We start from the raw sequence: 23,440 nt of genomic DNA, 5'->3' as shown, positions 1-23,440 counted from the left end.
TGAAGGACCCACCCAAAATGCTCAATGCGGCGGCTGCGTTAGTCATCGAACCCTCTGCTTCTGCTTGCTTTGTGCAGATATATTAACGAAAATTAACATGCACAAAACGGGCCATCTCTTCTGAGATCACAAATCATATAGCATTTTTTCCTGCAAACTACAATGCAAGATAGAGTCTCGCGCAATTGCACCCGCGGGCATCCTGCGATTATAGTTGCCGCCCTTCCAACCCACCTCCGCGGACCCGCCATGTTTACCACCAGACCCGAAATTCGTGGCACCTTCGGTGTCGTTGCCTCTACGCACTGGCTGGCCTCCTCGGCCGGCATGGCGATCCTGGAGCGCGGGGGCAATGCATTCGATGCGGCTGTCGCAGCCGGCTTCGTGCTGCAGATCGTCGAGCCGCACCTGAACGGCCCGGGCGGCGATCTGCCGCTGATCATGCACAGCGCCAAACAGAACCGCACACAGGTCATCTGCGGTCAGGGCCCGGCGCCGAAAGCCGCAACGATCCCGGCGATCCGCGATCTCGGGCTCGACCTGATCCCCGGCAGCGGCCTGCTTGCCGCCGTCACGCCCGGCGCCTTCGATACCTGGATGCTGATGCTGCGCGACCATGGCACCATGGGCCTTGGTGATGTTCTGGAATATGCCATCGGCTATGCCCGGAACGGCTATCCGGTGGTGCCAAAGATCACCGATACGGTCGAGACGGTGCGCGGGCTTTTCGAAACCGAATGGACGACCTCCGCCGCGATCTACCTGAAGGACGGCAAGGCGCCGACTCCGGGCGCCATGTTCTCCAATCCGAAACTGGCCGATACCTACGAGCGGATCGTGCGCGAAGCGGAAACGGGCGGCGGTAACCGTGAAGCCCAGATCGACCGGGCACGGGATATCTGGTATCGTGGCTGGATCGCGGAAACCATCGACCGGTTCTGCCAGGATGCCTACATGGACGCGACCGGACGGCGCCATAAGGCTCTGCTCACCGGTGACGACCTTGCAAGCTGGTCCGCGACATATGAAGACGCGCTGACCTACGACTATGGCCGCTATACCGTCGCGAAATGCGGCGCCTGGAGCCAGGGCCCCGTGATGCTGCAGCAACTCTCGTTGCTGAAATCCATGGGCATTGCCGACATGGATCCGACCGGCCCTGATTTCGTCCATGCCGTGACGGAGACATCCAAGCTCTCCTACGCCGACCGCGAGGCCTATTACGGCGATCCGGACTTTGTCGACGTGCCGATGGAAACGCTGCTGAGCGATGCTTACGCGGAAAGCCGCCGGGCTCTTGTCGGCAAGGATGCTTCCGACGCCTTCATTGCCGGCACCATCGAAGGCTACAGCAACAACATCTCCCATAGCCTGCTGCCGCATGCACAGGACATTTCCGGCGCCGGCATGGGCGTTGGTGAGCCGACCGTTGGCAAGATGGGCGAAGCCCGGGGCGACACGGTTCATATCGACATTATCGACAAGCACGGCAACATGGTCTCGGCCACGCCCAGCGGCGGCTGGCTGCAAAGCTCGCCGATCATCCCGGAACTCGGCTTCTGCCTCGGCAACCGGGCGCAGATGTTCTGGCTTGAGGAAGGCTCGCCCTCCACGCTGGCACCGGGCAAGCGCCCGCGCACCACACTGTCGCCCTCCTTCGCGCTGCGTGACGGCGAGGCCTATATGCCGTTCGGCACGCCGGGCGGAGACCAGCAGGACCAATGGTCCCTGCTGCTGTTCCTGCACCACGCGGACCATGGCATGAACCTGCAGGAAGCGATCGACTGCCCGGCTTTCCATAACGAGCATTTCCCGAGCTCGTTCTGGCCGCGCGGCCGGATCAACAAACGTCTGGTGCTGGAAGACATGTTCCCGGCCGAAACCTATGCCGAGCTGCGCCGCCGGGGGCACGATCTGGAGGTCGGCGATCCCTGGTCCGAAGGCCGTCTGACGGCGGCGGCCAAGGATGGGGACATGTTAAGGGCAGCCGCCAACCCGCGCGGCATGCAGGGATATGCCGTCGGCCGCTAAAGCGGCCGGTTCCGCGCGGCCTGCTCCATCAGGCCTGTCGTAAGATATTCCCGGAGATAAAGCGCGAGATCGTCAGAGAGCGAGATCGCGCGTTCCCGTCCGTCTTCGAACCGGAAGGTAACGACGAACCGGTCATCAACGAGATCGATGACGAATGACGAGACCTCCGGGATATCGCCAGCCGACTCCTGCGTCAGGCGCTCGTGGGGCTGTTTCATGAAAAAATCCAGCCACTCGCGCGCTTCCTTGTCCTGCATTATCCCCCCACTCCTCCGGCCCGCAACAGTATCATAGGATCGAAGCTCCAGAGGATTGCAGCGGAAATACTGTTCATTCAAATAGGATAACTGCTAGTGCATAGGCAATAACGGTCCCGGTCAGAATGGAGCGCGCCCCGTGAAGAAACTCATCATCTTCGTCACCCTGCCGCTGATGCTCATAGTCGGCGCCGGAATGGGGGCTGTGATGTTCGGGCTGATTCCGGGGTTCGATCCGCTCGGAACACAGAAAAAAAGCGGCATGGCCAACGCGAACAGCGAGCCGAAAGAAGAGCCCTTTCTGAACGAGGCACCGCCGACATTCGAGGCCTCCCCGCCCGGCGCCATTAACTTTCAGCTTGAAGAGTTCGTTATCAATCTGCAGACCGAACGGCATTATCCGATCTTCATGCTGCTCAGCGTCGCCCTGGAACTTAAGGACCAGGCGGCACAGATCCGGGTCAGCGCACTTGAGCCGCGTATCAGGGACAAGGTGATCATCTTCGCCAGCAGCCTGACCGAACAGGAGCTGAGAGGTTTCGACGGTATCAATAAAATCCGGGACGGACTCTGGGTCCGGCTGCGCCAGATCATCGCCAAGGAGGATCTGCTGAACGTGCAGATCCTGAAGATGACGATCAAATAGCCGCCTTTTCCAGTTTGCCGGTCTCGGTTTCAATCACCTCTTCAAGCCGGGCCATGAACGTCTTCCGGTCGAGCCCCGGCGGGATCGGCTCCAGCACGTGAACGTCGACCACGCCCGGATATTTCATGAAGCTTTCGCGGGCCCAGAACTGACCGGAATTGAGAGCAATGGGCACCACCGGAAGGTTCAGTGCGCGGTAGAGGGCAAAGACACCCGGGTGATACGCCTGCTCCGTGCCCGGGGCGACACGGGTACCCTGCGGGAAAATCACGACTGGCCGTCCTTCTGCAACCCGCTCTTCCGCCGCTTTGACCATCAGCTTCAGCGCACCGGCACCCGCTGACCGGTCGATCGGCACCATGCCGACGCGGCGGAAATACCAGCCGATCACAGGCAGTTTCAGCAATTCCTGTTTCAGCACGATGGCCGGGTCCCGGCAAAACAGCTGCAGCGCGATCGTCTCCCACGCAGACTGGTGCTTGCAGGCTATCAGCACCGGGCCGTCCGGCATCCGCTCCCTTCCGGTCAAGCGCCAGCGCAATCCCACAACAAGGCCGAGCAGCGCGATAACACTGCGCGACCAGGCATCCCGAACGGCGCAAACCCAGCTTCGCGGACCGAGACAAGCCGGCAGCAGCAGCAGGCCGATAACCGGCGTGAGCGTGTAGAAGAGAACGTTGAACAGCGTTGCCCGGAAGGCTTTCATTTTGGATTCCCTTGATTTATGGGACACCCTTTACTGAAGAATCCCGGGCCTGTCAGGGCAAAACTGACCGCCCGCCCCCTGTCCACCGGAGCCTGAAGCCCGATGAGCGATGCACGAAGCCCCGGTCGCCACGATGATGCGCCATGGTTTGCCCGCATGATCGCCGCACTGGAAGAACGCGCCCGGGCCGAGCGCACGATCACCTATGCGGAACTTGCCGAAACGGCGGGCATGCCCGGGCCGCACCGGATTCACAGAGTAACCGAAGCGCTTGAGGATCTGATCACGTCCGATCACGATGCCGGCCGCCCCTTGCGATCGGCTGCCGCGATCTCGAAAGCCCGGAATGGCCTGCCCGGCCCCGGCTTCTTCCAGCATTGCGCCGGGATTGGCCTTTACTTCGGTCCCGACGACGGCCCACAGGCGGAAACATTCCACCGTCTGGAGCTGAATCGCCTATTTGTGAGCTACCGACAGAGTTGATTGTCTGGTAATTGCGCCCCTATAAGCTGATTAATTATCCCTACATCCGCTATAATCATCTTTTCAGAAATCGAAATGGCTGGTCCCATGTCTGTTTCCAAACTGCTCGGCGTCACACTCTCGGGAGTTGCCCTGCTCGCGGGATTGGGCATCACACTCGCTATCGCGGCGGACCCGGCCGCCATCGTCAGTCAGGAAGGCCGCAAGTTCACCCCCGGTGACATCACCGTTAAAAAGGGCGACATGGTGCGCTTCGTGAACGATGATTTCTACGGCCACAACGTCTATTCGGAGACTGAGGGTAACGGTTTCGATATCGGCCTGCAGGCGCCGGGGGAGACGCGGGACGTCGTGCTGGAGAAGCTTGGTATCGTTGACGTTCACTGCCGTATCCATCCCCGGATGCGCCTGAAAATCACCGTCACCGAATAACCCGCGAGCGATGTCCCTCCGCCTCAAACTGATCGGCGCGTTTCTGGTGGCCGTGCTGGCCGCTGGCGCTCTGGCGGGGACCAGCTTTTTTGCCACATGGTCCCTCGGCGACATCGCCAAGGCACTGTATGACCGGCCGCTGCAATCGATCAATTTCGCCCGCTCGGCCCAGACCAATTTTCTGGTCATGGAGCTGGAGGAACGGCTGACCGGGGCCGCGACGGAAGAGCGCCTTGCCAGATTGCGCGAGGATTTCTTCATCGACCTTGAAGTCGCCACGGATCGCCGGATGTCCGAACGGACGCTGGAACTCGCGGAAACCCTGCACACGGATTTCGAGGCATGGTGGGACGCCGCCCATGCGGCAAGAAACGACCCGGCCATGAAGCCTGAGCGGGACGCCATCGCGGACCGGCTCAAGGTCACTCTCGACATCCTGGTGCAGGTTGCCGCCGAAGACGGATACCGCTTCTGGCTTGCCGCCGAGCAGAGCGTCAACGACACCAAACGGCTGACAAGCTACATCCTCGCCGGCGTTCTGGTGGTCTCCCTGATCGTCGCCGGCCTGCTGGCCCGCAACATCATCCGGCCGCTGAACCGGCTGGCAAAAGGCACCATCTCGCTCGCCTCCGGAGACCGTTCCGTCGCGGTCGATGCGCGCGACCAGGCCCGGGGCGACGAAATCGGCGGCATGGCGCGCTCCCTGCTGGTGTTCCGCGACGTCATGAACGAGGTGCGCGAGGCAAGAGACAGCGCCGAGGCCGCCGCCAAGGCGAAGTCCGATTTCCTGGCCATGATGAGCCACGAGATCCGGACCCCGATGAATGGCGTCATCGGCATGACACGGCTGCTGCTGCGCCGCCCTCTGGGCACCGAGGAAAAGCACTTCGCCGAGACCGTGCTGGAAAGCGCCGAAGGGCTGATGCATCTGCTGAACGGCATCCTCGACTTTTCCAAGCTCGAGGCAGGCAAGCTCGATCTCGAACTGCTGGATTTCGATCTCCGCCGCATGGTTGACGGCTCCCTCGCCCTGATGCAGGGCCGGGCGGAGGAAAAGGGCCTCACCTTCCAGGCCGATGTGGACTCGGACTGCCCGCGTTATCTGAAAGGCGATTCCGCCCGGTTGCGCCAGGTGCTGCTGAACCTGGTCGGCAATGCCCTGAAATTCACCGAAGAAGGCGGCGTCACTGTCTCAGTCAGCCCGGCGGGGACGGAAGGCACCTACCGGTTCAGGGTCACGGATACCGGCATCGGTATTCCGCCGGACAAGGTCGACCGATTGTTCCAGGAGTTCAGTCAGGCCGACAGCTCCACCGCCCGGCAATATGGCGGCACCGGCCTGGGCCTCGCCATCTGCAAGCAGATCGTGGAGCTGATGGGCGGCAGGATCGCCGTCGACAGCGTCCCCGGCACGGGCAGCACCTTCTGGTTCGAAATCCCGCTCGCCGACGGCGCGATGCCGGACAATCGCGACCTGCCGGCAAGCGCCGAGAAGCTGCCCCCGCTGACCCTGCTCGTCGCCGAGGACAATCTGGTGAACCAGCAGGTCGCCCGCGGATTGCTGGAAGCCGAAGGCCACACTGTGAAGATCGTGCCGGACGGAGCCGCCGCGCTTGCCGCGCTGGAAGCCGAGCCGCCCGGAACATATGACGCGGTGCTGATGGACATGAACATGCCGGTGATGGACGGGCTGGAGGCGACCCGCCGGATCCGCGCCCTCGACCCGCCCCTGTCCGGCATTCCGATCGTTGCCGCCACGGCGGCTGCAACGGCGGAGGAAATCCAGCGCTGCCTTGCCGCCGGCATGGACACCTATGTCGCCAAGCCGATCCATCCGGGTCTGCTGTTCGGCGCGCTGGCCCGCGTGCTGAAGCTGGAGGATCCGGATGGCGGGAGCGACGATGACGGCTGGGAAGACGATTTCCCCGAGGACACCGCCTCGCCCGTGACAGAACGGCTGATGCAGGATGGACCGGCGCTGGAGCCGGATATTCTCGCCACCTACCGGGATCAGCTCGGCGCGGAATTCGCCGATGAAATGGTCTCCGACTTCCTTGGCACCATCGATGCCCATACCGCCATCATCGAAGAGCATCTGACAGCCCGGAACATTACCGGTTTGAGCGAGGCCGCCCATACGCTGAAGAGTGCGGCGGCTTCCGTCGGGCTGCGCGATGTCTACCGGGCTGCACTTTCGGTTGAAACCCGCGCCGAAGCGGATCATTTAGAGGAATGCGCGGCGTCGGCGGAACATCTGCTTGCTGCACTCGAACAAAGCCGGACCCTTTTCGATAGCCAGGCCGCCAGATGAGCTTCATGACGGATAACAACAGCATTCGCCCGAACTTCGCCGAATATCAGGTGATCATCGCCGAGGATGAGCCAATGGCGACGAAGCTTGCCCAGGGTGCGCTGAAGTTGATGGGCTTCCGCCGGATCTTCCACGCGCCGGACGGCCTGAAGGCTTTGAAACTGCTGAAGGAACTGGACGGCGACGTGCAGCTCATCGTCTCCGACTGGAACATGCCGGAGATCAACGGTCTCGAATTCCTGAAGGCCGTTCGCAAGACCTTCCCGAACATGCGCTTCGTCATGCTGACCGGGAATGCGAACAAGGATTTCGTCATCGCTGCCCGCAAATACGGCGTCGACGCCTATATCGCCAAGCCCTTCACGCCGGATCAGCTGAAACAGAAGATCGAAGCCATCTTCCGGCTCTGAGCACATCCCATAAATCCAATCTGCCGACCGTCTCGTAGAAGGACATATGCGCCTTTCTTGGCGACCAGCCCTGACGCCCCGGGGCCGTGCGCTGACCGTATTCTGTGAACAGACTGGAACGCAGCAATGACCTTCTCAAAACCTCTGGCCGCCTCACGAATAGTGGCCGCGGCAACTCTGGCAAGCAGCATCGCCTGGGCTGCGCCCGCATCCGCTCTCGACCTGATCGGGCTGACCGCCAACAATCAGCTTCTCATGATGACCGACAGCAAGCCCGGCGCGGCCCGTGCGCTCGATATCACCGGGGTCGACACCAAGGTCCTCGGCATCGACATCCGCCCGGCCGATCTCGCTCTCTATGCCGTCACCGCATCCGGCACGATCTACACCATCGACACCACGTCCGGCGCCGCCACCCGTATGTCGAAAATCTCCGAGCGGCTGGAAGCGGTCGACAATCTGGTCGTGGATTTCAATCCCCAGGCCGACCGGCTCCGGGTCATGGCCTCGAACGGCCAGAACCTGCGCGTCAATGTCGAGACCGGCGCCACCGTGATCGACGGCCGCCTGTCCTACGACAAGGCTGACAAGCATGCGGGCACCAAACCCGGCGTGCTGGCCGGTGCCTATATCAATTCCTACAAGGGCACGAAATTCACCCAACTGTTCGACATGGACAGCAAGACCGGCATGTATGTCGTGCAGGACCCGCCGAATGACGGCGTGCTGAAAACTGTCGGCCCGACCGGCCTTGCCGCAGGCGTCAAAATCGAGGCCATCGACATCTTCACCGACCCGAAGGACGAGTATCACGGCTTTGCTGTCGCCGGTGGCGCGCTTTACACGTTCCCCGTGGCCAAAGGCATGATGACCCGCGTCGGCAAGATCGCCTCCCCCGCCGGGGCCGCCGTGATCGATATCGCCAGCCCGGTCATGAACCGCTGATCATGATACCGCTCAACCGGACAAGAGGGCGCCGTTCTCCTGGCAACGGGAGACGGCGTCTCGTCACCCTCCTCGCTCTCACGGCAGCCGCCGGATGGCTGACCGTCGGGGGGCTCTACGCGGCAACGCCGCTGGTGATCGAACAATCCGGCATCGCTTTCCTGCCGAAGAAAATCACCATCAAGGCCGGCGATACCGTGACCTTCCTCAATTCCGATGTGTTCGGCCATAACGTCTATTCGGACAGTGACGGAGGGGAGTTCGATATCGGCCTGCAATCCACCGGGGCGAAAGTGCCGGTAACCTTCGACAATCCCGGCCGCTTCCTCCTGTATTGCCGGATACACCCGCGCATGCGGGCCGAGGTCACCGTCACCGACTGACGATGCCCTGACACAAACAGACCGCCCCGGTTGAAAAACCCTGCCGGGATGATTTTCAAGCGCCGGAAACCCGGTCATACTCCCCGTTAACGATAAGCCCGCATGGGCATCACGGGAGGACCGGACCATGAGCCATATCCAGACAGAACATCTCTTCGACATCACCCTCGAGGTCGAGGCCCCGCTGCAACTGCTCGGCCACACGCCCTTCGGCGAACGCAAGATCGCCAGGGTGCTCGGCGGCACATTCGAAGGCCCGAACCTGAAAGGCACCGTACGCGGCGGCGGCGGGGACTGGATCCTGGTCCGCAATGACGGCGTGACCCAGCTCGACGTTCGCCTGGTGCTGGAAGCCGATGACGGCGCGCTGATCTACATGACCTATGCAGGCCTGCGTCACGGCCCCGAAGAGGTCATGGCCCGGATGAATGCCGGCCAGCCGGTGAACCGCGACGATTATTACTTCCGGATTACACCAAGTTTTGAGACATCGGCGGAGAAATATCTCTGGCTGAACAAGGCCGTCTGCGTGGGATCAGGTGACCGGACACCGAGCGGGCCGGTTTACAATGTGTATCGGGTGTTGTGAGGGCATTTAGGCTTTATTCAAATCTGAACTGATTGAAACATGCCTCATCATTTAGTCGGCAAACCAATTTGTAATTTTAATCTTTTTAATTGATTTGAACTCGGCTCGATCATTTCCCAAAACGCTAACTTACCGTGAATTGTACTTATATAGAAAGGATTTTTAATCTTTCTCTTATTCATATGTGAATTTAACCCAAACTTAGAAATATAGTGAACTTCTTGGGATAGTTCGCGACGAAATTTCTTTGTTGGTCGTAATTTTCCATTCGAAATATCTATTCCAGTAACTATTTTTCTCTGCCCTTCCTTACTAATAACTGTCTTTTCATGATTTACAAAAAAACCCTCTTCCTCAATTATTTTATATATAGAATATAATTTTATCGACTTTATCGAATCAGCCGATATCGTTATATCATCAGCATAGCGCGTGTACTTTGCCCCCCTTCTTCTTAAATACCCAATCAATCTTCTGTCCATGTTATAACCAATAATGTTACTCAAAAACGGACTTGCTGGAGATCCTTGAATTAACCCTCCATCGCAAGTACACAGCCTAGCAAAATAAAAACAAACATTATCATTGTAGCCAAACGACCTAAAAACGCCAAAAACTCTCGAAAAACCAATAGATGGAAAAAAATCCTTTAAATCTAACTTAATTATGAAGTTTTTATTTAGGTGATTATTTGCATTTGAAATAATTGATTTTTTTTTCACAAACCCGTGACATGACCGCGATATTTTTGCTTTATAAAGTATGTTATCCAATATCCACCTCTGGCACCCGCAGAGCGATGGATATGGTGCTAGAATTTTTCTTTTCCCACCTTTTCTTTTTGGAATCTCAAATGTTCTATAGAATGATTTTGGTGCATTCACCATTCCGGCTAAATTTTCTTTAGTCCGACCAAACAATAAAGCCATATGCTCAAAATCGAAGACTGGCGGAAACCCCCTCTCCAGCAATGGAGTAATATACGCAATATTTCTCTCGAGAATATCTTCCCGAAGGCCAATAGATCTATAATATTTCTTCCACTCAGAAAGCCGCATAGCCACAATATAGAAGATGGGGCGCGTTACCTCTCATGCACGTCGCACTTGCGGCGCTTTCACATGATCTGCGAATAAGGTCCAAGCTGAGAGCCGCGAACAGGTTGGACCTTATTCGCAGATCATGTGTGTCTCATCGAGACCGCGTTGGAGCGGTTCTGTCGAACTCGACTGAACTGCTCCGACGCAAGGCTAACATCAGCCTGACCAGCAGAGGCGACTTCGCCTCTTTACCCTAACGCACCCCACCATTCTCCCTTTCTAGTAACAGATAAAAAGCCTGAGATCCATCGAGATTCAGCCCACTTTTAGGCCTCGTTGTCTTGGAACATACGGACGCCATGGATCCAATTTAGGAACGGTCCACTCCTTAGGCACCTCTCGCCAAGAACGCGCAGCTCGATCGAGGAGTAAACTTGGGTTCTCATCAATTATCGCCCCGCCCTTCTCAGACAGAATCAAACGATCATCGACAAGGTCAACCAACTCCTTGCTTTGAAGCTCGTTTATCGAAATCGAGACCGCTCCTGGAGACACAGCCTTCATCATTATAAAATTATAAACGTTAACTCCGCTTGGTCGACCGTATAACGAACGCAATATATAAGATTGGAGACGAGAAAACTTCATGTCATTCCTTCCTATAAAATAAAGGCTTCCAATTTTTATCATCAATTTTATTTTTTGACCAAAAAACAGGAAAAACGTTATTTGGTATATTTCCTTTTTCTCTAAAATAAAGAGCCTCAGATTGTCCATATCCTAATCTATAAAATTTTTTATCTTTTACAAAACTTTCTTCAAGAGATAGCATTCTAAAAATAGAAACATCTCTTTTATTAAAATCAACCTCATCTGTAATTCCTTTTTTTAGAACAATAGAAGAATAAACATCATCTGCATATTTTTTTATCAATTCTACGGCAGAATCCATCGCCGCGACCAAACAGACACTCACTTTACAAGAAAAATTATGGTTATTTTTGTTTTTTAACTCTTTTTCACGACCTCTAATTGATTTAATACGACTAACTATTGTCTCACCCGTTCCAGCAAATTCATCAAGCAGTATAATATTTTTTCTTTGATCCATGATCTTTATCGCCCTAGACAGAGAATTTGTTAAAATAAAGTCTTCAAGTAATATTTCTGATATCGGCTCACTCTTAAATGCATAAAGTATCGACTGACCGCTATCCGCATCTCCGTCAGCTGTAGCTGCGCACAACTGGAAGGAAAAAGCTTCTTCGCCAAATTCTTCATTAATGTGATCGACAATATCCCTTAAATGAATACTAAGAGATTCTATCCCCACGTATTTAAATCTCGATAACAAGTCAAATATCATATCGATATCGGAAATATCGTCACACATATCTATCAATTTATTTAGTTTTTCTTCCCTATGAGCGAGCCATGGCTGCTGCTTAAATAAATCAAACATTTTCTTTCTTAAGAAACGATCCATGAACCAGCCTGACAATGATTTTTCTATGTTTATTTTTTTATTCAAAACCCATAAATTCCCTTAGATCACTTTATCCTCCTCTATTCCTAGTTAAAAATCGAGAACCATTCTTTTGAAGTAAAGAAAATTAGATCTCGATTCGAACGATCGTAACGCATATTTGAGATACAAACTCCAGAAAGGCACCATAACTTTATCGGTGGATTAGGTAGATAATTCACAATACACGTCAAGAGGCAGACGTCGAGATACTCAACTTCTTGGCGAGGCGATTAAGGCCACACGCCGCCTAACCTCAACGGCAGCGAAATCTCAGCACAGTGCCCCATGCCCCCCATATCAGAACCCAGCCAAAACATCGATATGGGAGCCCCCCGTCATGAACCGCGAACCCGCTCTCATCAAGCGCAGCGACTGGGCCCGGGACGAGGACCAATGGGTCGGCCGGTTCGAGGGTGGGGAGGTTGGCACGGACGTTACGGTGTTGTTCTTCACCAGCGACACGGTTGGCAGCGGGCCGAAGCTACATGTGCATCCCTATGACGAGGTCTTCATCATCCGTCAGGGCCGGGCGCGCTTCACGGTCGGCGAGCGGAATTTCGAGGCCGAGGCCGGGGAGATCGTCTTCGGCCCGGCGAACATCCCTCACACGTTCGAGAATCTCGGCCCCGGCCGTCTGGAGACCACGGATATTCACCTGAACGACCGCTTCATCCAGACCGATCTGGAGGAGTGACACCATCCCCCCGCCAGGACTTAAGCGGTATGAAACGGGGCGGCCGGCACAGACGGCCCGCCGTCAACGAGGAGAAGAGAATGCCTGAAGCAATCATACCCGAGGGTCTGGAAGGCTACGTTCAGGACTGGAAGATGTCTCCCGGGCTGGAGCATGACGGGATCATTTTCATGACCGGGTTCACTGGCGCGTCGGAAGATGGCTCCCTGTCCGAAAACCCGGACGAGCAAATCGAGGCAGCCTTCGCGAAGGTGGCGAAGGTGCTTGAAAAGGCCGGTCTCGGCTTCGGGCATCTGCTGGAAATGACCAGCTATCATGTCGGCCTGCGGGATCACCTCGATGCCTTCAAGGCGATCCGCAGCCGCTACGTGACCGAGCCCTATCCCGCCTGGACCGCCATTGAGGTCGCCGGCTTCGTTCGCGAAGGCGCGATTGTCGAATTGCGCTGCATCGCCCGCCGTTCGTAGGGCGGCCGGAGGGCAGCACTTTCAGGGAAGTAACACCGGCCCCGATCTCACGCCCACCTGACGCGCCTTTCGGCATCGAGAGACTCTGGCGAGAGCGCGTGTAGCGCGTCGAGGAACGCTGCGGCAAAGCTGCCCGGCCCGGCAGCCTGCCGGTGGGCCGTCTCCCCGGCTTCGGCAAAGCAGGCGAACGCAGCCACGGTTGCGGCGAAACCATCCTCCGGCGAGATCGCGGCGAAGGCTCCGGTCAGACAGGTCAGCGAACAGCCGAGCGCGGTCACTTTCGGCATCAGTGGCGAGCCTCCGGAGATCCGCGCCACCCGTTCTCCATCCGTGACAAAATCCTCTTCCCCGGTCACCGCGACGACGCATCCACGCGATCGCGCCAGACTCTCCGCCGCCTCCCGCGCGGCGTCGACCGGGTCCTGGCTGTCCACGCCCCTGCCTCGGCTTTCCGCCCCGGCAAGGGCCAGAATTTCGGACGCATTCCCGCGCACGATATCGGGCTTTAGCTCCAGCAGCTCCACCGCCGCGTCCCGGCGAAAAGCGGTGGCGAAATGGGCCACCGGATCGAGCACCCACGGCCTCCCGGCCTCCCGCACAGCCACCGCTGCCCGGCGCATGCCTTCAAGCCAATAGGGCGACAGGGTGCCGATATTGATCGTCACGGCACCGGCAATAGCGGCGAATTCGCCAACCTCCTCCGCGGCATGGACCATCGCGGGCGATGCCCCCGTCGCCAGCACGACATTGGCGGCGACATTCATCGCCACGTAATTGGTAATGCACTGGACCAGAGGCGTCTCGGCCCGCAAACGGACCAGCAATTCGGACGGCAGGGCGGTTCGGGAAAGAGTGTTCATGGGCGTGGAGCCTCCTTACGCGGTCGGCGCGGGAGATCCAGTTCGGATTGGAAGAGAAGGGTTCACATCCGGCCCGTGCAGCTTTTGCGGCCACCGGCTCCATGAAGCGCACACCCTCCCTCCGCCAGTGTGAACTGGATCAGGTTCGTCGGGTCACCGCGCTGTTTCCTTGAAAACCAGCGGACTCTCAGCCCCTTGTCGGGACTCCCCGGGTGAAGCTCCGATCATGGGATGGCGTCCCGCCGCCTGTCAATCCAGACGAGGGGCAGGCGCCCGGTCAAAAAACAGACAAAAGAAAAAACAGGGCCACTGCGGAGAAAAGAAAATAAACAGAAAAATTGGCGACAATAAATTTCATCGTTGCGATCCGGGATACAATCCAGACTTGCGCGGCAAGATCAGACTCCACTTGGTCCAAATTTTTTCCGGAATCGAACTTTCTCTCCAGGGAAATCCCGTATTCTTCCAGAGTTTTATGCATAGAGATGTCGCGAAAATAAACTATCCCATAATTTTCCGAGACCGCTTCACTCTGATACAGCTTTTTATTTATCCAGTTCACGAAGCTTATTCTGCAGGATTTCCTCGAAATAGAGGGCATCAGCGCCAGCGCTGACAGAACAAAAGAAGAAAACAACAAAGCTATAATCAGAAAATCTTTTGCGTCTAAGCCGGAAACATCACGGGAGGCCATGATCCCCCAAGTTCTCCCGGGAGCGCCCCATAAAAACTGAAGATAGGACATTAAAAGCGTAAAACTAACGCCGGCAATCACGACGCATTTGGCATCACCATAGCGCACCGAGCTCCCCACTTCTCGCAGCACATTCAGCAAAAACCCTTTCACAACGCCATCCCGTCCATTCATCCAGAATAAAGATGGTCTTTTATAACATCGTCAAAAGACTTCAAATTAATTTGGCCGTCAGAACTTAATGGCAGCCTGTCTGCCATCTCCGCTCCCCCCGTATGTCCATCATGTGACATTTCCCGCTTCGGGGGTTACGCAGACCATTGATAATTGACACAATTAACCTGTGATTTATCGAGGAGATGCTCGTGCTTCGCCGAACCTTCCTGCGCCTTCTTGCCTCTACCGCTCTCGCCGGACTGCTACCCGCATCCATGAGCCTTGCCAGCACCCCGGCATCCCAGCGCGTCCGGCCGGGCGATGCTGGCTGGCCCTCTCCGAAGCAATGGCAGGCACTGGCGGCACGGCTCGACGGGGCGCTCGAAGGATCGCGGTCCGCTCTCGACACCCTGATGCAGCAGAACGGCGGGAAGGTTACGAAAGCCGTTCTCAAGAAACTCGTCAATCCATTCTACCTGCAGGACTTTTCAGGCTCCACCCAGTCCCTCGGCTGGCTTGATGGCTGGAAGAGTGCGCAGAGCGCGAAGGTCGGCATTCCTGTGAATGCCGGGGATGTTTCCGAGCTCGTGAAATTTTCCCGGACGCACAGCCTCCGGCTCGTCATCAAGGGCGGCGGGCATTCCTATTACGGCCAGTCCTGCGCGCCGGACAGCCTGCTGGTCTGGACCAGGGACCTTACCGGCATCACTGTGCATGACGATTTCGTCCCGCAAGGCGGCAACGGAGCCGGTCAGCATGCCGTGTCGGTCGGCGCGGGGGAGAAATTCATCACCCTCTATGACGAGGTTGTCGTCAAACGCGGGCGATATGTGCAGGGCGGCGGCTGCACCTCCGTCGGCGTCGGCGGCCATGCCCAGAGTGGCGGCTTCGGTCACTTCTCCAAGTTCGGCGGGATGACCGGCGCCAATCTTCTGGAAGCCGAGATCGTCGTCGCCAACGGCGACATCCTGATCGCCAATGCGCACCAGAACAGCGACCTTTTCTGGGCCCTGAAGGCGGGCGGCGCCGGCTGGGGGATCGTGACGCGCCTGACACTGGCGACCCGCGCATTGCCGGAGCGTTTCGGCTTCATCGGATGCGGCATCAAGGCCAGAGACGAGAAAGCTTTCCGCAAACTGGTGGATGCCTTCATCCCTGTCGCGCGCGACAATCTGGTCAATCCGCACTGGGGCGAGCAGGTTCATTTCGGCCCCGACAATCACATGTTCATCAAGATGACGTTCCTCGACCTTCCGCTGGAGGAAGTGCGCCGGATCTGGGCGCCTGTTCTCGATCTTGTCGATGGAGAGGAATGCTCCTTCACCGAGAATCTGACGCTTTACGACACGCCCGCGCAAAAATGGTGGGACCTGGAATTCCGGTCCAGGGAAATGCCGGAGACCATCGTGCTGGACGAGGCGTCGAGCAAACCCGGCAAGCGGTTCTTCTGGAACGGGGACAATGGCGAGACCAATGTGTTCTGGGCCGGATATGAATCGGCCTGGCTCTCTCAGGGCTTGCTTGGCAATGACAAGGCGTCGGATTTCGCAGACACGATCATCGACGCAGCCAAGCTGGTCCGCTTCGCCTTCCATTTCCAGAAGGGCCTGGCCGGCGCCAATGAGGAAATACTCGCCGAGGCGCGCAACAGCCCGGTCCACCCGTCCCTGCTGGATGCCTTTGCCCTGCTGCTGGTAGCCGGCGCACAGCAGAACGTTATCGATGATGTCGAAGGGCATGAACTGGATGAAAAGACCCTTCGCGACAAGGCCGCCCGGATCAAGGCCGCATACGAGCGCTTCCGCGCCATTGAGCCGGATACCGGCTCATACTCCGCCGAGATGAATTTCCACGAAGAGAACTGGCGCACGCGGGCCTGGGGCGACAATTACGACCGCCTGCTGGCAATCAAGAAGCATTACGACCCCGAAGGACTGTTCGTGGGCCATCACCAGGTCGGCAGCGAGTACTGGAGCGAGGACGGCTTCACGAAACGCCCCTGACGGTCCCCGTCAGGTTTGCTCACCCCGGGCGCACGGCCTCCGCCAGCATCGTCATGCCCGGGATCATCGGCCCAACCTTCACGTCGGTGAACCCGGACTTCGTCAGTTGCTCCGCCAGCCATTCGTCATCCAGCGAGCGCGCTTCCGGCGTGAAGGCTGTGTGCTGGAGCTGCCAGAGGGCGGCGAGTTTCGGGCCTTTCCGGTCAGCGGTAACAACGAAATCATGGATCATCAACCGGCCGCCCGGGACGAGGTGGTCATAGGCGCGCTTCAGCAGGCTGTCATGCTCGTCGCCGGCCACGCCGGAAAACAGGTAGGACATCAGGATCGCGTCCTGTTCGCGCGGCCATTCGGTGCGCAGGGCGTCGCCGATGACATATTCGATCCGGTCGCTGAGTCCGGCTTTCTCGACATACCCCTTGCCGAGCGAGGCGACGTTCGGGAAATCGACGATGGTCGCGGTCAGATCCGGGAAAGCCTTGGCAAGCGTGATGGCAAAGGCGCCAGTGCCGCCGCCGACATCCAGCAGCTTCTTGCCGCCATTGAGATCAATCAGCTTTGCCAGACCGCGCGCCGGGCCAAGGGAGCCGGCATGCTGGCTGCGGGAATAAAGCTTGGCCTGCTCCGGGTCGGAGAACCAGTCGGCGTAGGAGCTGGTGGCATCGTCCGGCAGCTTGTTCGCGATGGCATCCTCGATCTGGTCCAGCAGGCCATACATCTGCCGGTCCACCTGCAGCCGCAGATAGTCGCCAAAATCGTATTTCGCCCCCTTCACCAGAAAGCTCTCGGCGGCGGGTGAATTGGCAAAGCGGCCGTCTTCGGTCGAGACCACGCCGAGCGAGGCCAGCGCGGTCAGCAGGGTCTGGACCCGGTCCGGATGCAGGCCGGTCGCCTCTCCGAGCTCCTCGACGGAGAGCGGCCCGTCGGCGAGACAGGTGAAAACACCATGATGCAGTGCAGCGAATAACGCCTTCGAACCCATGAACCCGAATGCAATATCGGAAATCTCTTCGGCATTGGTCAGCAGCGTCATCGTCATATCCCTGTTATTTTATCGTTTCTACGACATAACTTATCCGAATTCGACAGAAGCTGCAAAATCGGCGGGGTTTTACTGACAGGGGTTGCACTTAGCAGCTCCGCAAACGGCCGTTTTATGCCGCAGCGCAAACAAAAACCGCCTCGCGCGGGGAGCGGAGACGGTTCAGTGCGGATCGGCCTGCAGAGAGGATGATCTTATCCGCTGGCGACCATGGCGGCCGCCAGCGGATTTCAGATCAGGAGCGGATACCGGCGAGGAAGCGCTGGATCTCGGATTTCAGCTTCTCCGCGTCTTCCGACAGGCTGAGAGATTCCCGCTGGATCGTCTGGGCGACATCTCCCGTCACCTGGGTCGCGGCGGAAACCTCGGAAATATTGCTGTTCACCTGGTTCGTACCGGCAGAGGCCTCTTCCACATTCCGGGCGATTTCCTGGGTGGCGGCGGTCTGCTCCTCGACGGCGGCCGAGATGGCGGCAGCGATCTGGTCCACCTGCTCGATGGTTTGCGTGATCGCACCGATCGCCGTCACGGATTCATCCGTGGATGCCTGGATACCCTGGATCTGGGCCGAGATTTCCTCCGTCGCCTTGGCCGTCTGGCTCGCCAGATTCTTCACCTCGGAGGCAACGACCGCGAAGCCCTTGCCCGCTTCACCGGCCCGCGCGGCCTCGATGGTCGCGTTCAGGGCAAGCAGGTTCGTCTGCTCGGCGATGTCCGTGATCAGGCCGACCACTTCACCGATTTTCTGCGCGGCATCCGCCAGCCCCTGCACCTTGCTGTTCGTATCGGCGGCTTCGCGCACGGCCCCGGAGGCGATGCTGGAGGCCTGCGAGACCTGCTGTCCGATTTCAGTGATGGAGGCACTGAGCTGTTCGGTCGCAGCGGCCACGGTCTGGATATTCCGCGCCGCATCCTCGGACGCGGTCACGACCAATCCGGCTTTCGCCTTGGTTTCCTCGGCCGTCGTCGACATATCGCGGGCAGATGCGTTGAACTGGTGCAGTGAGCTGGAAACATGGTCAACCATGCTCCCCACCGTGGTTTCGAAATCGTCGGCGGTCCTGACCATCATCTGCCTCTTGTCGGCATCGGCCCGCGTTTCATCTTCGATACGCTGCTCCGAGAGCGTCTGGCTTTCCATTGACGCCGTCTTGAACATCTCCACCGCCTTGGCCAGGTCGCCGACATCGTCCTTGCGATCAAGATACGGCACGACGATATCAAGCTCGTTCGCGGACAGCCGGTGAATGACATTACGCAGGACAGGGAACGGCTTCAGCAGACGGCCGACGATCAGAGCGGCAACCGCAATAGCCACGATCGCCAGGATTCCCATGACGCTGAGCAGACTGAAGGTCAGCTCCTGCTTGATTTCCTCAAGAGCGGCACGGCCGACACCAACATAAAGGATGCCAACAACCTTGCTCTTGTCGTCAGCAGAGAAGATTGGTTCATAGAGAGTGAAATATTCCTTGCCGAGGATTGTCGCCAACCCGCGGAATGTCTCTCCCTTGGTAATGATGGGGTAGACCTTGCCTGTCTTGCCAAGCGGCGTGCCGATGGCCCGGCTGCCGTCATTTTTCTTGATGTTCGTGGTCCGGCGCCAGAAATCCTGGCTTTCCTCATCCCATGCGAAGATCGTCGCCGTCTCGCCCGTGGCAAAACCGACCTCGTCAATTGCAGCATGCTCTTCAAAAGCCGGGATTATCCCCTGCCATGATACCGAGAGGCTGCCGTCCTTCTTCTCCACGGTCAGATTCTCGTAATTATCACCAAGCATCAGGGCTGCCGTCCTCAGGTTCCGGTCCTGAGCCTCAGCGGCCTGCTTCTCAACGTAATTCGTTATCAGGAAAATCGCGGAGTAAGCTGTTGCGAACATTGCAACGGCGACAAGAACCACAGTCACAAAGGTGACTTTATTCCGCACGCTCATGCTGGAAATATTCATCGACCATACCCATTCTGCAAGCACATCTCATAGCGATCTCGCTCGTCGCCCTAAGAGCAAAATAGGTAATTTTCCTTAATCAAAACTTACCGTGACTTAAAAGCACAAAAAACAGCAAGAATCTCAACGCTCAAATATTTTATGAAAGACTATGAAAAATAGGTGCCGGGTGGTTGTTATTAACCGGCAATAGCCGCGTTACACACAAGGATTTAAGGAATACCGGGTGAGGATCAACTCCACGCCCTATTCCTCACCGACGCACCGGGCCAGCACCTTTACCATTCGACGCTGGCCTGACGGCGCCGCCGCTTCGGCTGATCTTCATCCGGGGTCTGCTCGAGCTCGGTCTTCCTGGCAATCGCCACTCTTTGCTCCAACTCACGATCAACCTGATTATCCACCCAATTCACCATGGTCCGGACCATCTGCGCCCGTGCCGTCTCGAAGCCCCGGCGAATGGCGTTGCGGGCTTCATCCGCCCTGACCTCTTCTTCCGGCATCAGCGGCAGATGTTTCAGGATATACTCGATCGCCTCATCAACCTTCGCCGCCTCGCCAGTCTCGTGCGCGGCGTTCCAGACCATGCAGAGATGGGACCAGCCATCCAGCGCATAGGATACGTCGCGCCGGACCTGCTGGGCGAAGGCCTTGGACTTGCTGAATTCCCGAAACACATTGATGAAGAAGGAGAAGAACTGCTCGATCGAGCTGAACCGCTCATCCACATAATCGAGGAAATCCTTGATGGCGAAGCGGATCAGGGTGATCCGGTTGCTCACTTCCTCGCGGGAGTTGCGCGCATATTTGGCAAGCGAACGGTCCATCGCCTTGATCTCGTTGCGCGACCGGGTAAGAAACCCGTCCTTCTTCCGGGACGTCTCCACATTGACAGCCCCGAATGGCGACATATAGCCGGTCAACTCCTCAAGCTGCTGGTTCACCAGCTTGCGCGGCGCACCGACTTCCTCCGCCGCGAAGTTCAATACCCGCTCCGTCAGGGCCGCCGGATCAAGGCCAAGCTCGGCGCTCGCCTTCCGGTCATTCGTCAGACGCATCAGCAGCGCCGTATCGGCGCCCGCCATGAAAGTATCGCCCTGACGGATGCCGCAATCCCGGGTGAGCTGGGCAAGAAAGCTCATATAGGTCATGAGCCTGTCCTGCTTTTCCTTCTCCACTTCCGCCGCAGCAAGCTGACGCGCCTCTTCCGTTTCAGCCAAAGTCTGGTCGACTCGGATACGAAGTTCGCGGATCTTGAACGGATCCGGACGATCATCGTCATCGGAGGCATCAAGACGATCGAACAGTGCCCTGTCGCGCGGGCTCATGGAGGTGAAATTCGGCAGATTGTGCCAGGGCAGGATCATCACGCTGCGGGATTCAATACCGCCCATGCCGCTCGGCAAGGTGGCTTCCCATTCCAGACAGTGACCAAGATCGACCACCCGGAGGCGGCACTCCTTCAGGCTTTTCGAGTTAAAGGGAACACTCGCGCCGCGGGCCTCGAAGCTCGGCGGCAGATTTCCGCGCCGCCGGCTCATTCCGCTTTCTCCTCGTCATACCGGCCGCCAGCCCATTCCGATTGCTCGACGGCGCTGATTGCCCGCCCGAGCACGGCAGCGGATGTTTCCCCCTCATTGCCATAGGTTGTCAGGCCGAGATTGTAGCGGACGCCGACAGCCGCTCCCTCAACATCCAGCGGCCGTCCGAAGGCCTGGTCAAGCCGGTGGATCAGGCCATGGGCACCTTCAAGGCTCAACCCGGTGGCGACCAGAATGCCGAACCACTCTTCGCCGAGCCAGCTCACGATATCCGCGGTCCGGGTCGTCTCGCAGATCCGCCCGCAGGCCGGCCCGGCAAGTATTGCGGGAGGGGTCGGAGTATCCGGCTCCAGCTTCACCAGAATAAGATAGCCGATCTCCTTGCGGCGATTCACGACAGCCGCTGAATGCCGGATCAGCCAGCGGAAAGATTCGCCCCCGACGCAACGCAGATTATCGTAATGCGCGGCAGAGAAGACCGGGTTGCGCGCACGATAGGCCCTGTCGACAGCAATCATCACGGCTTCCAGAGCCGGCCCGCCAACATCCGTATCCAGAAGGTAATGATCCGCGCCGTCCCGCATCGCCCTGCATCCGGTGGCATGATCGACAACCAGGGCAATCGTCGTCACATCCATGCCACGCACGGCACGCGCGGGAAGCTCCTGTGTGGCAGAAGAGACAACCAGCACGGCTCCCGGCGGCAGATCCGACGTCCCGTCATAGAGAAGAGGCCCCGTCAGATTTGCAATGCCTAGCGCAACCATTCGCTCGACGGCACCACAGGTTGTCTGATCCTCGTGTGTGACAAAAACCGACCGCTGCATTCGGCTTCTCCAATGCGGTTACGCTTCTGCGTAGGGTTTCACCTCACGACCGGCCCGTTGAGGGGGCAGAGAGGCTGTCAAAAAGGCTTGATGGCAGACCGGACCGGTCTTTCGTGACGGCTGTAAATGCAGGCTTGAATCCCTTAAATCTCCAATGCACATCAGCAAGCCGCACACTTGCCGCGCGTCTGGTGCAGAGCAAATCCGCCCCCGCCGCGATTGCCGACACGACACGCCGTCCAGCCCCGCATTTCCAAATCAGACTAAACGGCCGCCAGGAGAATTCTGCCGGAAACAAAACGCCTCCGACAACCATTAATGCACAGGAATTGTAAGCCTTTAGGTTGAATTTAGAAAGAAATCAACTTTAGGAAAAATCAAAATAATGCTTTTGCAACAAGGCACAAACACCATCCGGCGTTTATTTCCAAGCGACTATTCAACATGGCTAAACCAGTGCGAACAGAGCGTCCGGCACCCGGATGATCATAATATTACGACGAATTATTTTGTGACTGGCCACGGCCGAAAGCCGTAAAGGGATTCAGAATTCTCCCGCAAGATCCGGTCCCGCACTTCCTCGTCGGGAATCCAGGCGCCAACCGTCTGCATCAACCCTAAATCATCAGGCACAGGCTCATCCCCGCCCAGCCAGTTCGGGGCCGGCCAGCTCAGGTGCGGCCAGGCGCTGCCCCAAACCATGCGCTCCGGTGCCCAATCCACAAGGGCACGGGTAAGTTCGTGAATCTCCGGATCTTCCGGATCACCGTTTTTCGCGATCACATAGGGTGCCGAGAACTTCACCCAGGTGCGCCCCCTGTCGACAAGATGACGGAGAGAACGGAATCCCGGCTGCGTAAGACTGCGGGAAAACCGGAAGCCGCCAAAGTCGGGCAGGATGATAGTGCACGGCCAGGCGCGGAGCATCTGTGCGACTTCATGCAGATCGGAGCCATCCATGGCCAGCTCCACATCCCAGCCCGTCAAATCATGCACGCGCCGGACATGGCGGTCGATCTCGTCCCAAGGACAGCTTTCCCGGTGGCGCAGCATGGTCACACGCATCCCCGTGACACCGGCAGCCGCTAGGTCTCTCAACTCCGCAGTATCCACTCCAGGCCGCACGATGCAAAAGGCCCGGGCGCAATCCTCGACGAGCCCCTCAGGGTCAGCGGAAAGCACCTGCAGCGCCGAGAGCAGCGTGCTGTTGTCAAAGCCAAGCGCGTCCGGCTGGATCAGCACGACACGGGCAAGACCGAGCGCGTCCTGTACCGGGCGATAATGCTCCGGCGGACAGTCCGGCAGATCTTTCGGCGGCGCTTCTCCGGAGGCAGCGGTGATACGGACATCACAATCCACCGCGCCCGGAGGTGGCGTAACGCGCGCTGTATCCGTATCCGCGCGAAGATCGCCGAGGAAGGCTTCGAAGGACATGCTGTTTCCAGTG

Annotated in this window: 23 protein-coding genes and 1 riboswitch; of the genes, 12 read left to right on the top strand and 11 right to left on the bottom strand. The window is 58.0% G+C overall.

Annotated elements, in window-relative coordinates; translation table 11 throughout:
- The first annotated feature begins 249 nt into the window (after positions 1–249).
- Complete coding sequence (locus AAC126_RS10940; RefSeq protein ID WP_339853252.1) at positions 250–2,031, top strand: gamma-glutamyltransferase family protein; 1,782 nt, start codon at positions 250–252, stop codon at positions 2,029–2,031.
- On the opposite strand, the gene AAC126_RS10935 is transcribed toward AAC126_RS10940, so the two are convergent.
- Positions 2,028–2,288: a hypothetical protein gene (locus AAC126_RS10935; RefSeq protein WP_339853250.1), complete on the bottom strand. Its 261-nt coding sequence runs from the start codon at positions 2,286–2,288 to the stop codon at positions 2,028–2,030. The genes AAC126_RS10940 and AAC126_RS10935 overlap by 4 nt on opposite strands.
- A 139-nt stretch (positions 2,289–2,427) precedes the next feature.
- Between AAC126_RS10935 and AAC126_RS10930 the strand changes: the two genes are divergently transcribed.
- Positions 2,428–2,934 carry a flagellar basal body-associated FliL family protein gene (locus AAC126_RS10930; protein WP_339853248.1) on the top strand — a complete coding sequence of 169 codons (507 nt, stop codon included), beginning with the start codon at positions 2,428–2,430 and terminating at the stop codon, positions 2,932–2,934.
- Here AAC126_RS10930 and AAC126_RS10925 read toward each other — a convergent pair.
- A complete protein-coding gene (locus AAC126_RS10925; protein WP_339853246.1) occupies positions 2,927–3,640 on the bottom strand; it encodes a lysophospholipid acyltransferase family protein in 714 nt (237 codons plus the stop codon). The genes AAC126_RS10930 and AAC126_RS10925 overlap by 8 nt on opposite strands.
- A 102-nt stretch (positions 3,641–3,742) precedes the next feature.
- On the opposite strand from AAC126_RS10925, the gene AAC126_RS10920 reads away from it, so the two are divergent.
- The 7 genes from AAC126_RS10920 to AAC126_RS10890 all read left to right on the top strand — a co-directional run bounded on the left by AAC126_RS10920 (position 3,743) and on the right by AAC126_RS10890 (position 9,193).
- Positions 3,743–4,123 (top strand): hypothetical protein, encoded by a 381-nt coding sequence (locus AAC126_RS10920; RefSeq protein ID WP_339853244.1) that lies wholly within the window; start codon positions 3,743–3,745, stop codon positions 4,121–4,123.
- Between the two features lie 87 nt (positions 4,124–4,210).
- A complete protein-coding gene (locus tag AAC126_RS10915; RefSeq protein ID WP_339853242.1) occupies positions 4,211–4,555 on the top strand; it encodes a plastocyanin/azurin family copper-binding protein in 345 nt (114 codons plus the stop codon).
- Between the two features lie 10 nt (positions 4,556–4,565).
- Positions 4,566–6,866, top strand: coding sequence for an ATP-binding protein (locus AAC126_RS10910; protein ID WP_339853241.1), 2,301 nt, complete (start codon positions 4,566–4,568; stop codon positions 6,864–6,866).
- Between the two features lie 5 nt (positions 6,867–6,871).
- The gene (locus tag AAC126_RS10905) at positions 6,872–7,276 is read left to right on the top strand and encodes a response regulator (RefSeq protein ID WP_339853239.1); all 405 of its coding nucleotides are present in this window, start codon (positions 6,872–6,874) and stop codon (positions 7,274–7,276) included.
- A 126-nt stretch (positions 7,277–7,402) separates the two neighbouring features.
- Positions 7,403–8,221, top strand: a complete 819-nt coding sequence (locus tag AAC126_RS10900) for a DUF4394 domain-containing protein (RefSeq protein WP_339853237.1) — start codon at positions 7,403–7,405, stop codon at positions 8,219–8,221.
- A 2-nt stretch (positions 8,222–8,223) separates the two neighbouring features.
- Entirely contained in the window at positions 8,224–8,604 is a 381-nt protein-coding gene (locus AAC126_RS10895; RefSeq protein ID WP_339853235.1) for a plastocyanin/azurin family copper-binding protein, read from the top strand.
- A gap of 127 nt (positions 8,605–8,731) precedes the next feature.
- Positions 8,732–9,193: a DUF3237 domain-containing protein gene (locus AAC126_RS10890; protein ID WP_339853233.1), complete on the top strand. Its 462-nt coding sequence runs from the start codon at positions 8,732–8,734 to the stop codon at positions 9,191–9,193.
- 47 nt (positions 9,194–9,240) lie between these two features.
- Here AAC126_RS10890 and AAC126_RS10885 read toward each other — a convergent pair whose 3' ends face one another.
- Together AAC126_RS10885 and AAC126_RS10880 are read right to left on the bottom strand one after the other, a co-directional pair.
- Positions 9,241–10,251, bottom strand: coding sequence for a reverse transcriptase family protein (locus AAC126_RS10885; RefSeq protein ID WP_339853254.1), 1,011 nt, complete (start codon positions 10,249–10,251; stop codon positions 9,241–9,243).
- Positions 10,252–10,882: 631 nt separating this feature from the next.
- Positions 10,883–11,719 carry a hypothetical protein gene (locus AAC126_RS10880; RefSeq protein WP_339853231.1) on the bottom strand — a complete coding sequence of 279 codons (837 nt, stop codon included), beginning with the start codon at positions 11,717–11,719 and terminating at the stop codon, positions 10,883–10,885.
- 379 nt (positions 11,720–12,098) lie between these two features.
- Between AAC126_RS10880 and AAC126_RS10875 the strand changes: the two genes are divergently transcribed.
- Both AAC126_RS10875 and AAC126_RS10870 read left to right on the top strand, forming a co-directional pair.
- Entirely contained in the window at positions 12,099–12,455 is a 357-nt protein-coding gene (locus tag AAC126_RS10875; RefSeq protein ID WP_339853230.1) for a cupin domain-containing protein, read from the top strand.
- A gap of 80 nt (positions 12,456–12,535) precedes the next feature.
- A complete protein-coding gene (locus AAC126_RS10870; protein ID WP_339853228.1) occupies positions 12,536–12,922 on the top strand; it encodes a RidA family protein in 387 nt (128 codons plus the stop codon).
- A 47-nt stretch (positions 12,923–12,969) separates the two neighbouring features.
- Here the strand turns inward: AAC126_RS10870 and thiM are convergent, their stop codons facing one another.
- Complete coding sequence (gene thiM, locus AAC126_RS10865; RefSeq protein ID WP_339853227.1) at positions 12,970–13,782, bottom strand: hydroxyethylthiazole kinase; 813 nt, start codon at positions 13,780–13,782, stop codon at positions 12,970–12,972.
- 98 nt (positions 13,783–13,880) lie between these two features.
- Positions 13,881–14,003, bottom strand: a riboswitch (TPP riboswitch).
- A gap of 56 nt (positions 14,004–14,059) precedes the next feature.
- Positions 14,060–14,629: a hypothetical protein gene (locus AAC126_RS10860; RefSeq protein WP_339853225.1), complete on the bottom strand. Its 570-nt coding sequence runs from the start codon at positions 14,627–14,629 to the stop codon at positions 14,060–14,062.
- Positions 14,630–14,841: 212 nt separating this feature from the next.
- Here AAC126_RS10860 and AAC126_RS10855 point away from each other — a divergent pair, with 212 nt between their 5' ends.
- The gene (locus tag AAC126_RS10855; RefSeq protein ID WP_339853223.1) at positions 14,842–16,635 is read left to right on the top strand and encodes an FAD-binding oxidoreductase; all 1,794 of its coding nucleotides are present in this window, start codon (positions 14,842–14,844) and stop codon (positions 16,633–16,635) included.
- Between the two features lie 19 nt (positions 16,636–16,654).
- Here the strand turns inward: AAC126_RS10855 and AAC126_RS10850 are convergent, their stop codons facing one another.
- The 5 genes from AAC126_RS10850 to AAC126_RS10830 all read right to left on the bottom strand — a co-directional run bounded on the left by AAC126_RS10850 (position 16,655) and on the right by AAC126_RS10830 (position 23,427).
- Entirely contained in the window at positions 16,655–17,668 is a 1,014-nt protein-coding gene (locus AAC126_RS10850; RefSeq protein WP_339853221.1) for a methyltransferase, read from the bottom strand.
- Positions 17,669–17,912: 244 nt separating this feature from the next.
- The gene (locus AAC126_RS10845; RefSeq protein WP_339853219.1) at positions 17,913–19,625 is read right to left on the bottom strand and encodes a methyl-accepting chemotaxis protein; all 1,713 of its coding nucleotides are present in this window, start codon (positions 19,623–19,625) and stop codon (positions 17,913–17,915) included.
- Positions 19,626–19,903: 278 nt separating this feature from the next.
- Complete coding sequence (locus tag AAC126_RS10840; RefSeq protein ID WP_339853216.1) at positions 19,904–21,166, bottom strand: hypothetical protein; 1,263 nt, start codon at positions 21,164–21,166, stop codon at positions 19,904–19,906.
- Positions 21,163–21,993 (bottom strand): hypothetical protein, encoded by an 831-nt coding sequence (locus tag AAC126_RS10835; RefSeq protein ID WP_339853213.1) that lies wholly within the window; start codon positions 21,991–21,993, stop codon positions 21,163–21,165. Before AAC126_RS10835 ends, AAC126_RS10840 begins: the two co-directional genes overlap by 4 nt.
- 504 nt (positions 21,994–22,497) lie before the next feature.
- Positions 22,498–23,427: an amidohydrolase family protein gene (locus tag AAC126_RS10830; protein ID WP_339853211.1), complete on the bottom strand. Its 930-nt coding sequence runs from the start codon at positions 23,425–23,427 to the stop codon at positions 22,498–22,500.
- Positions 23,428–23,440 lie beyond the last annotated feature (13 nt).

The organism is uncultured Nisaea sp. (assembly GCF_963974195.1).
Taxonomy (GTDB): Bacteria; Pseudomonadota; Alphaproteobacteria; order Thalassobaculales; family Thalassobaculaceae; genus Nisaea.
Note: the sequence above shows the minus strand (reverse complement) of the source record. Positions and strands in the feature narration are given on the sequence as shown.

Bases quoted from the DNA above. Each gene is read 5' to 3' on its own strand.
- AAC126_RS10940 (WP_339853252.1), top strand. From the start codon at position 250: ATGTTTACCACCAGACCCGAAATTCGTGGCACCTTCGGTGTCGTTGCC.
- AAC126_RS10935 (WP_339853250.1), bottom strand. From the start codon at position 2,288: ATGCAGGACAAGGAAGCGCGCGAGTGGCTGGATTTTTTCATGAAACAG.
- AAC126_RS10925 (WP_339853246.1), bottom strand. From the start codon at position 3,640: ATGAAAGCCTTCCGGGCAACGCTGTTCAACGTTCTCTTCTACACGCTC.
- AAC126_RS10920 (WP_339853244.1), top strand. From the start codon at position 3,743: ATGAGCGATGCACGAAGCCCCGGTCGCCACGATGATGCGCCATGGTTT.
- AAC126_RS10915 (WP_339853242.1), top strand. From the start codon at position 4,211: ATGTCTGTTTCCAAACTGCTCGGCGTCACACTCTCGGGAGTTGCCCTG.
- AAC126_RS10910 (WP_339853241.1), top strand. From the start codon at position 4,566: ATGTCCCTCCGCCTCAAACTGATCGGCGCGTTTCTGGTGGCCGTGCTG.
- AAC126_RS10905 (WP_339853239.1), top strand. From the start codon at position 6,872: ATGACGGATAACAACAGCATTCGCCCGAACTTCGCCGAATATCAGGTG.
- AAC126_RS10900 (WP_339853237.1), top strand. From the start codon at position 7,403: ATGACCTTCTCAAAACCTCTGGCCGCCTCACGAATAGTGGCCGCGGCA.
- AAC126_RS10895 (WP_339853235.1), top strand. From the start codon at position 8,224: ATGATACCGCTCAACCGGACAAGAGGGCGCCGTTCTCCTGGCAACGGG.
- AAC126_RS10890 (WP_339853233.1), top strand. From the start codon at position 8,732: ATGAGCCATATCCAGACAGAACATCTCTTCGACATCACCCTCGAGGTC.
- AAC126_RS10885 (WP_339853254.1), bottom strand. From the start codon at position 10,251: ATGCGGCTTTCTGAGTGGAAGAAATATTATAGATCTATTGGCCTTCGG.
- AAC126_RS10880 (WP_339853231.1), bottom strand. From the start codon at position 11,719: ATGGATCGTTTCTTAAGAAAGAAAATGTTTGATTTATTTAAGCAGCAG.
- AAC126_RS10875 (WP_339853230.1), top strand. From the start codon at position 12,099: ATGAACCGCGAACCCGCTCTCATCAAGCGCAGCGACTGGGCCCGGGAC.
- AAC126_RS10870 (WP_339853228.1), top strand. From the start codon at position 12,536: ATGCCTGAAGCAATCATACCCGAGGGTCTGGAAGGCTACGTTCAGGAC.
- thiM (WP_339853227.1), bottom strand. From the start codon at position 13,782: ATGAACACTCTTTCCCGAACCGCCCTGCCGTCCGAATTGCTGGTCCGT.
- AAC126_RS10850 (WP_339853221.1), bottom strand. From the start codon at position 17,668: ATGACGCTGCTGACCAATGCCGAAGAGATTTCCGATATTGCATTCGGG.
- AAC126_RS10845 (WP_339853219.1), bottom strand. From the start codon at position 19,625: ATGAATATTTCCAGCATGAGCGTGCGGAATAAAGTCACCTTTGTGACT.
- AAC126_RS10840 (WP_339853216.1), bottom strand. From the start codon at position 21,166: ATGAGCCGGCGGCGCGGAAATCTGCCGCCGAGCTTCGAGGCCCGCGGC.
- AAC126_RS10835 (WP_339853213.1), bottom strand. From the start codon at position 21,993: ATGCAGCGGTCGGTTTTTGTCACACACGAGGATCAGACAACCTGTGGT.
- AAC126_RS10830 (WP_339853211.1), bottom strand. From the start codon at position 23,427: ATGTCCTTCGAAGCCTTCCTCGGCGATCTTCGCGCGGATACGGATACA.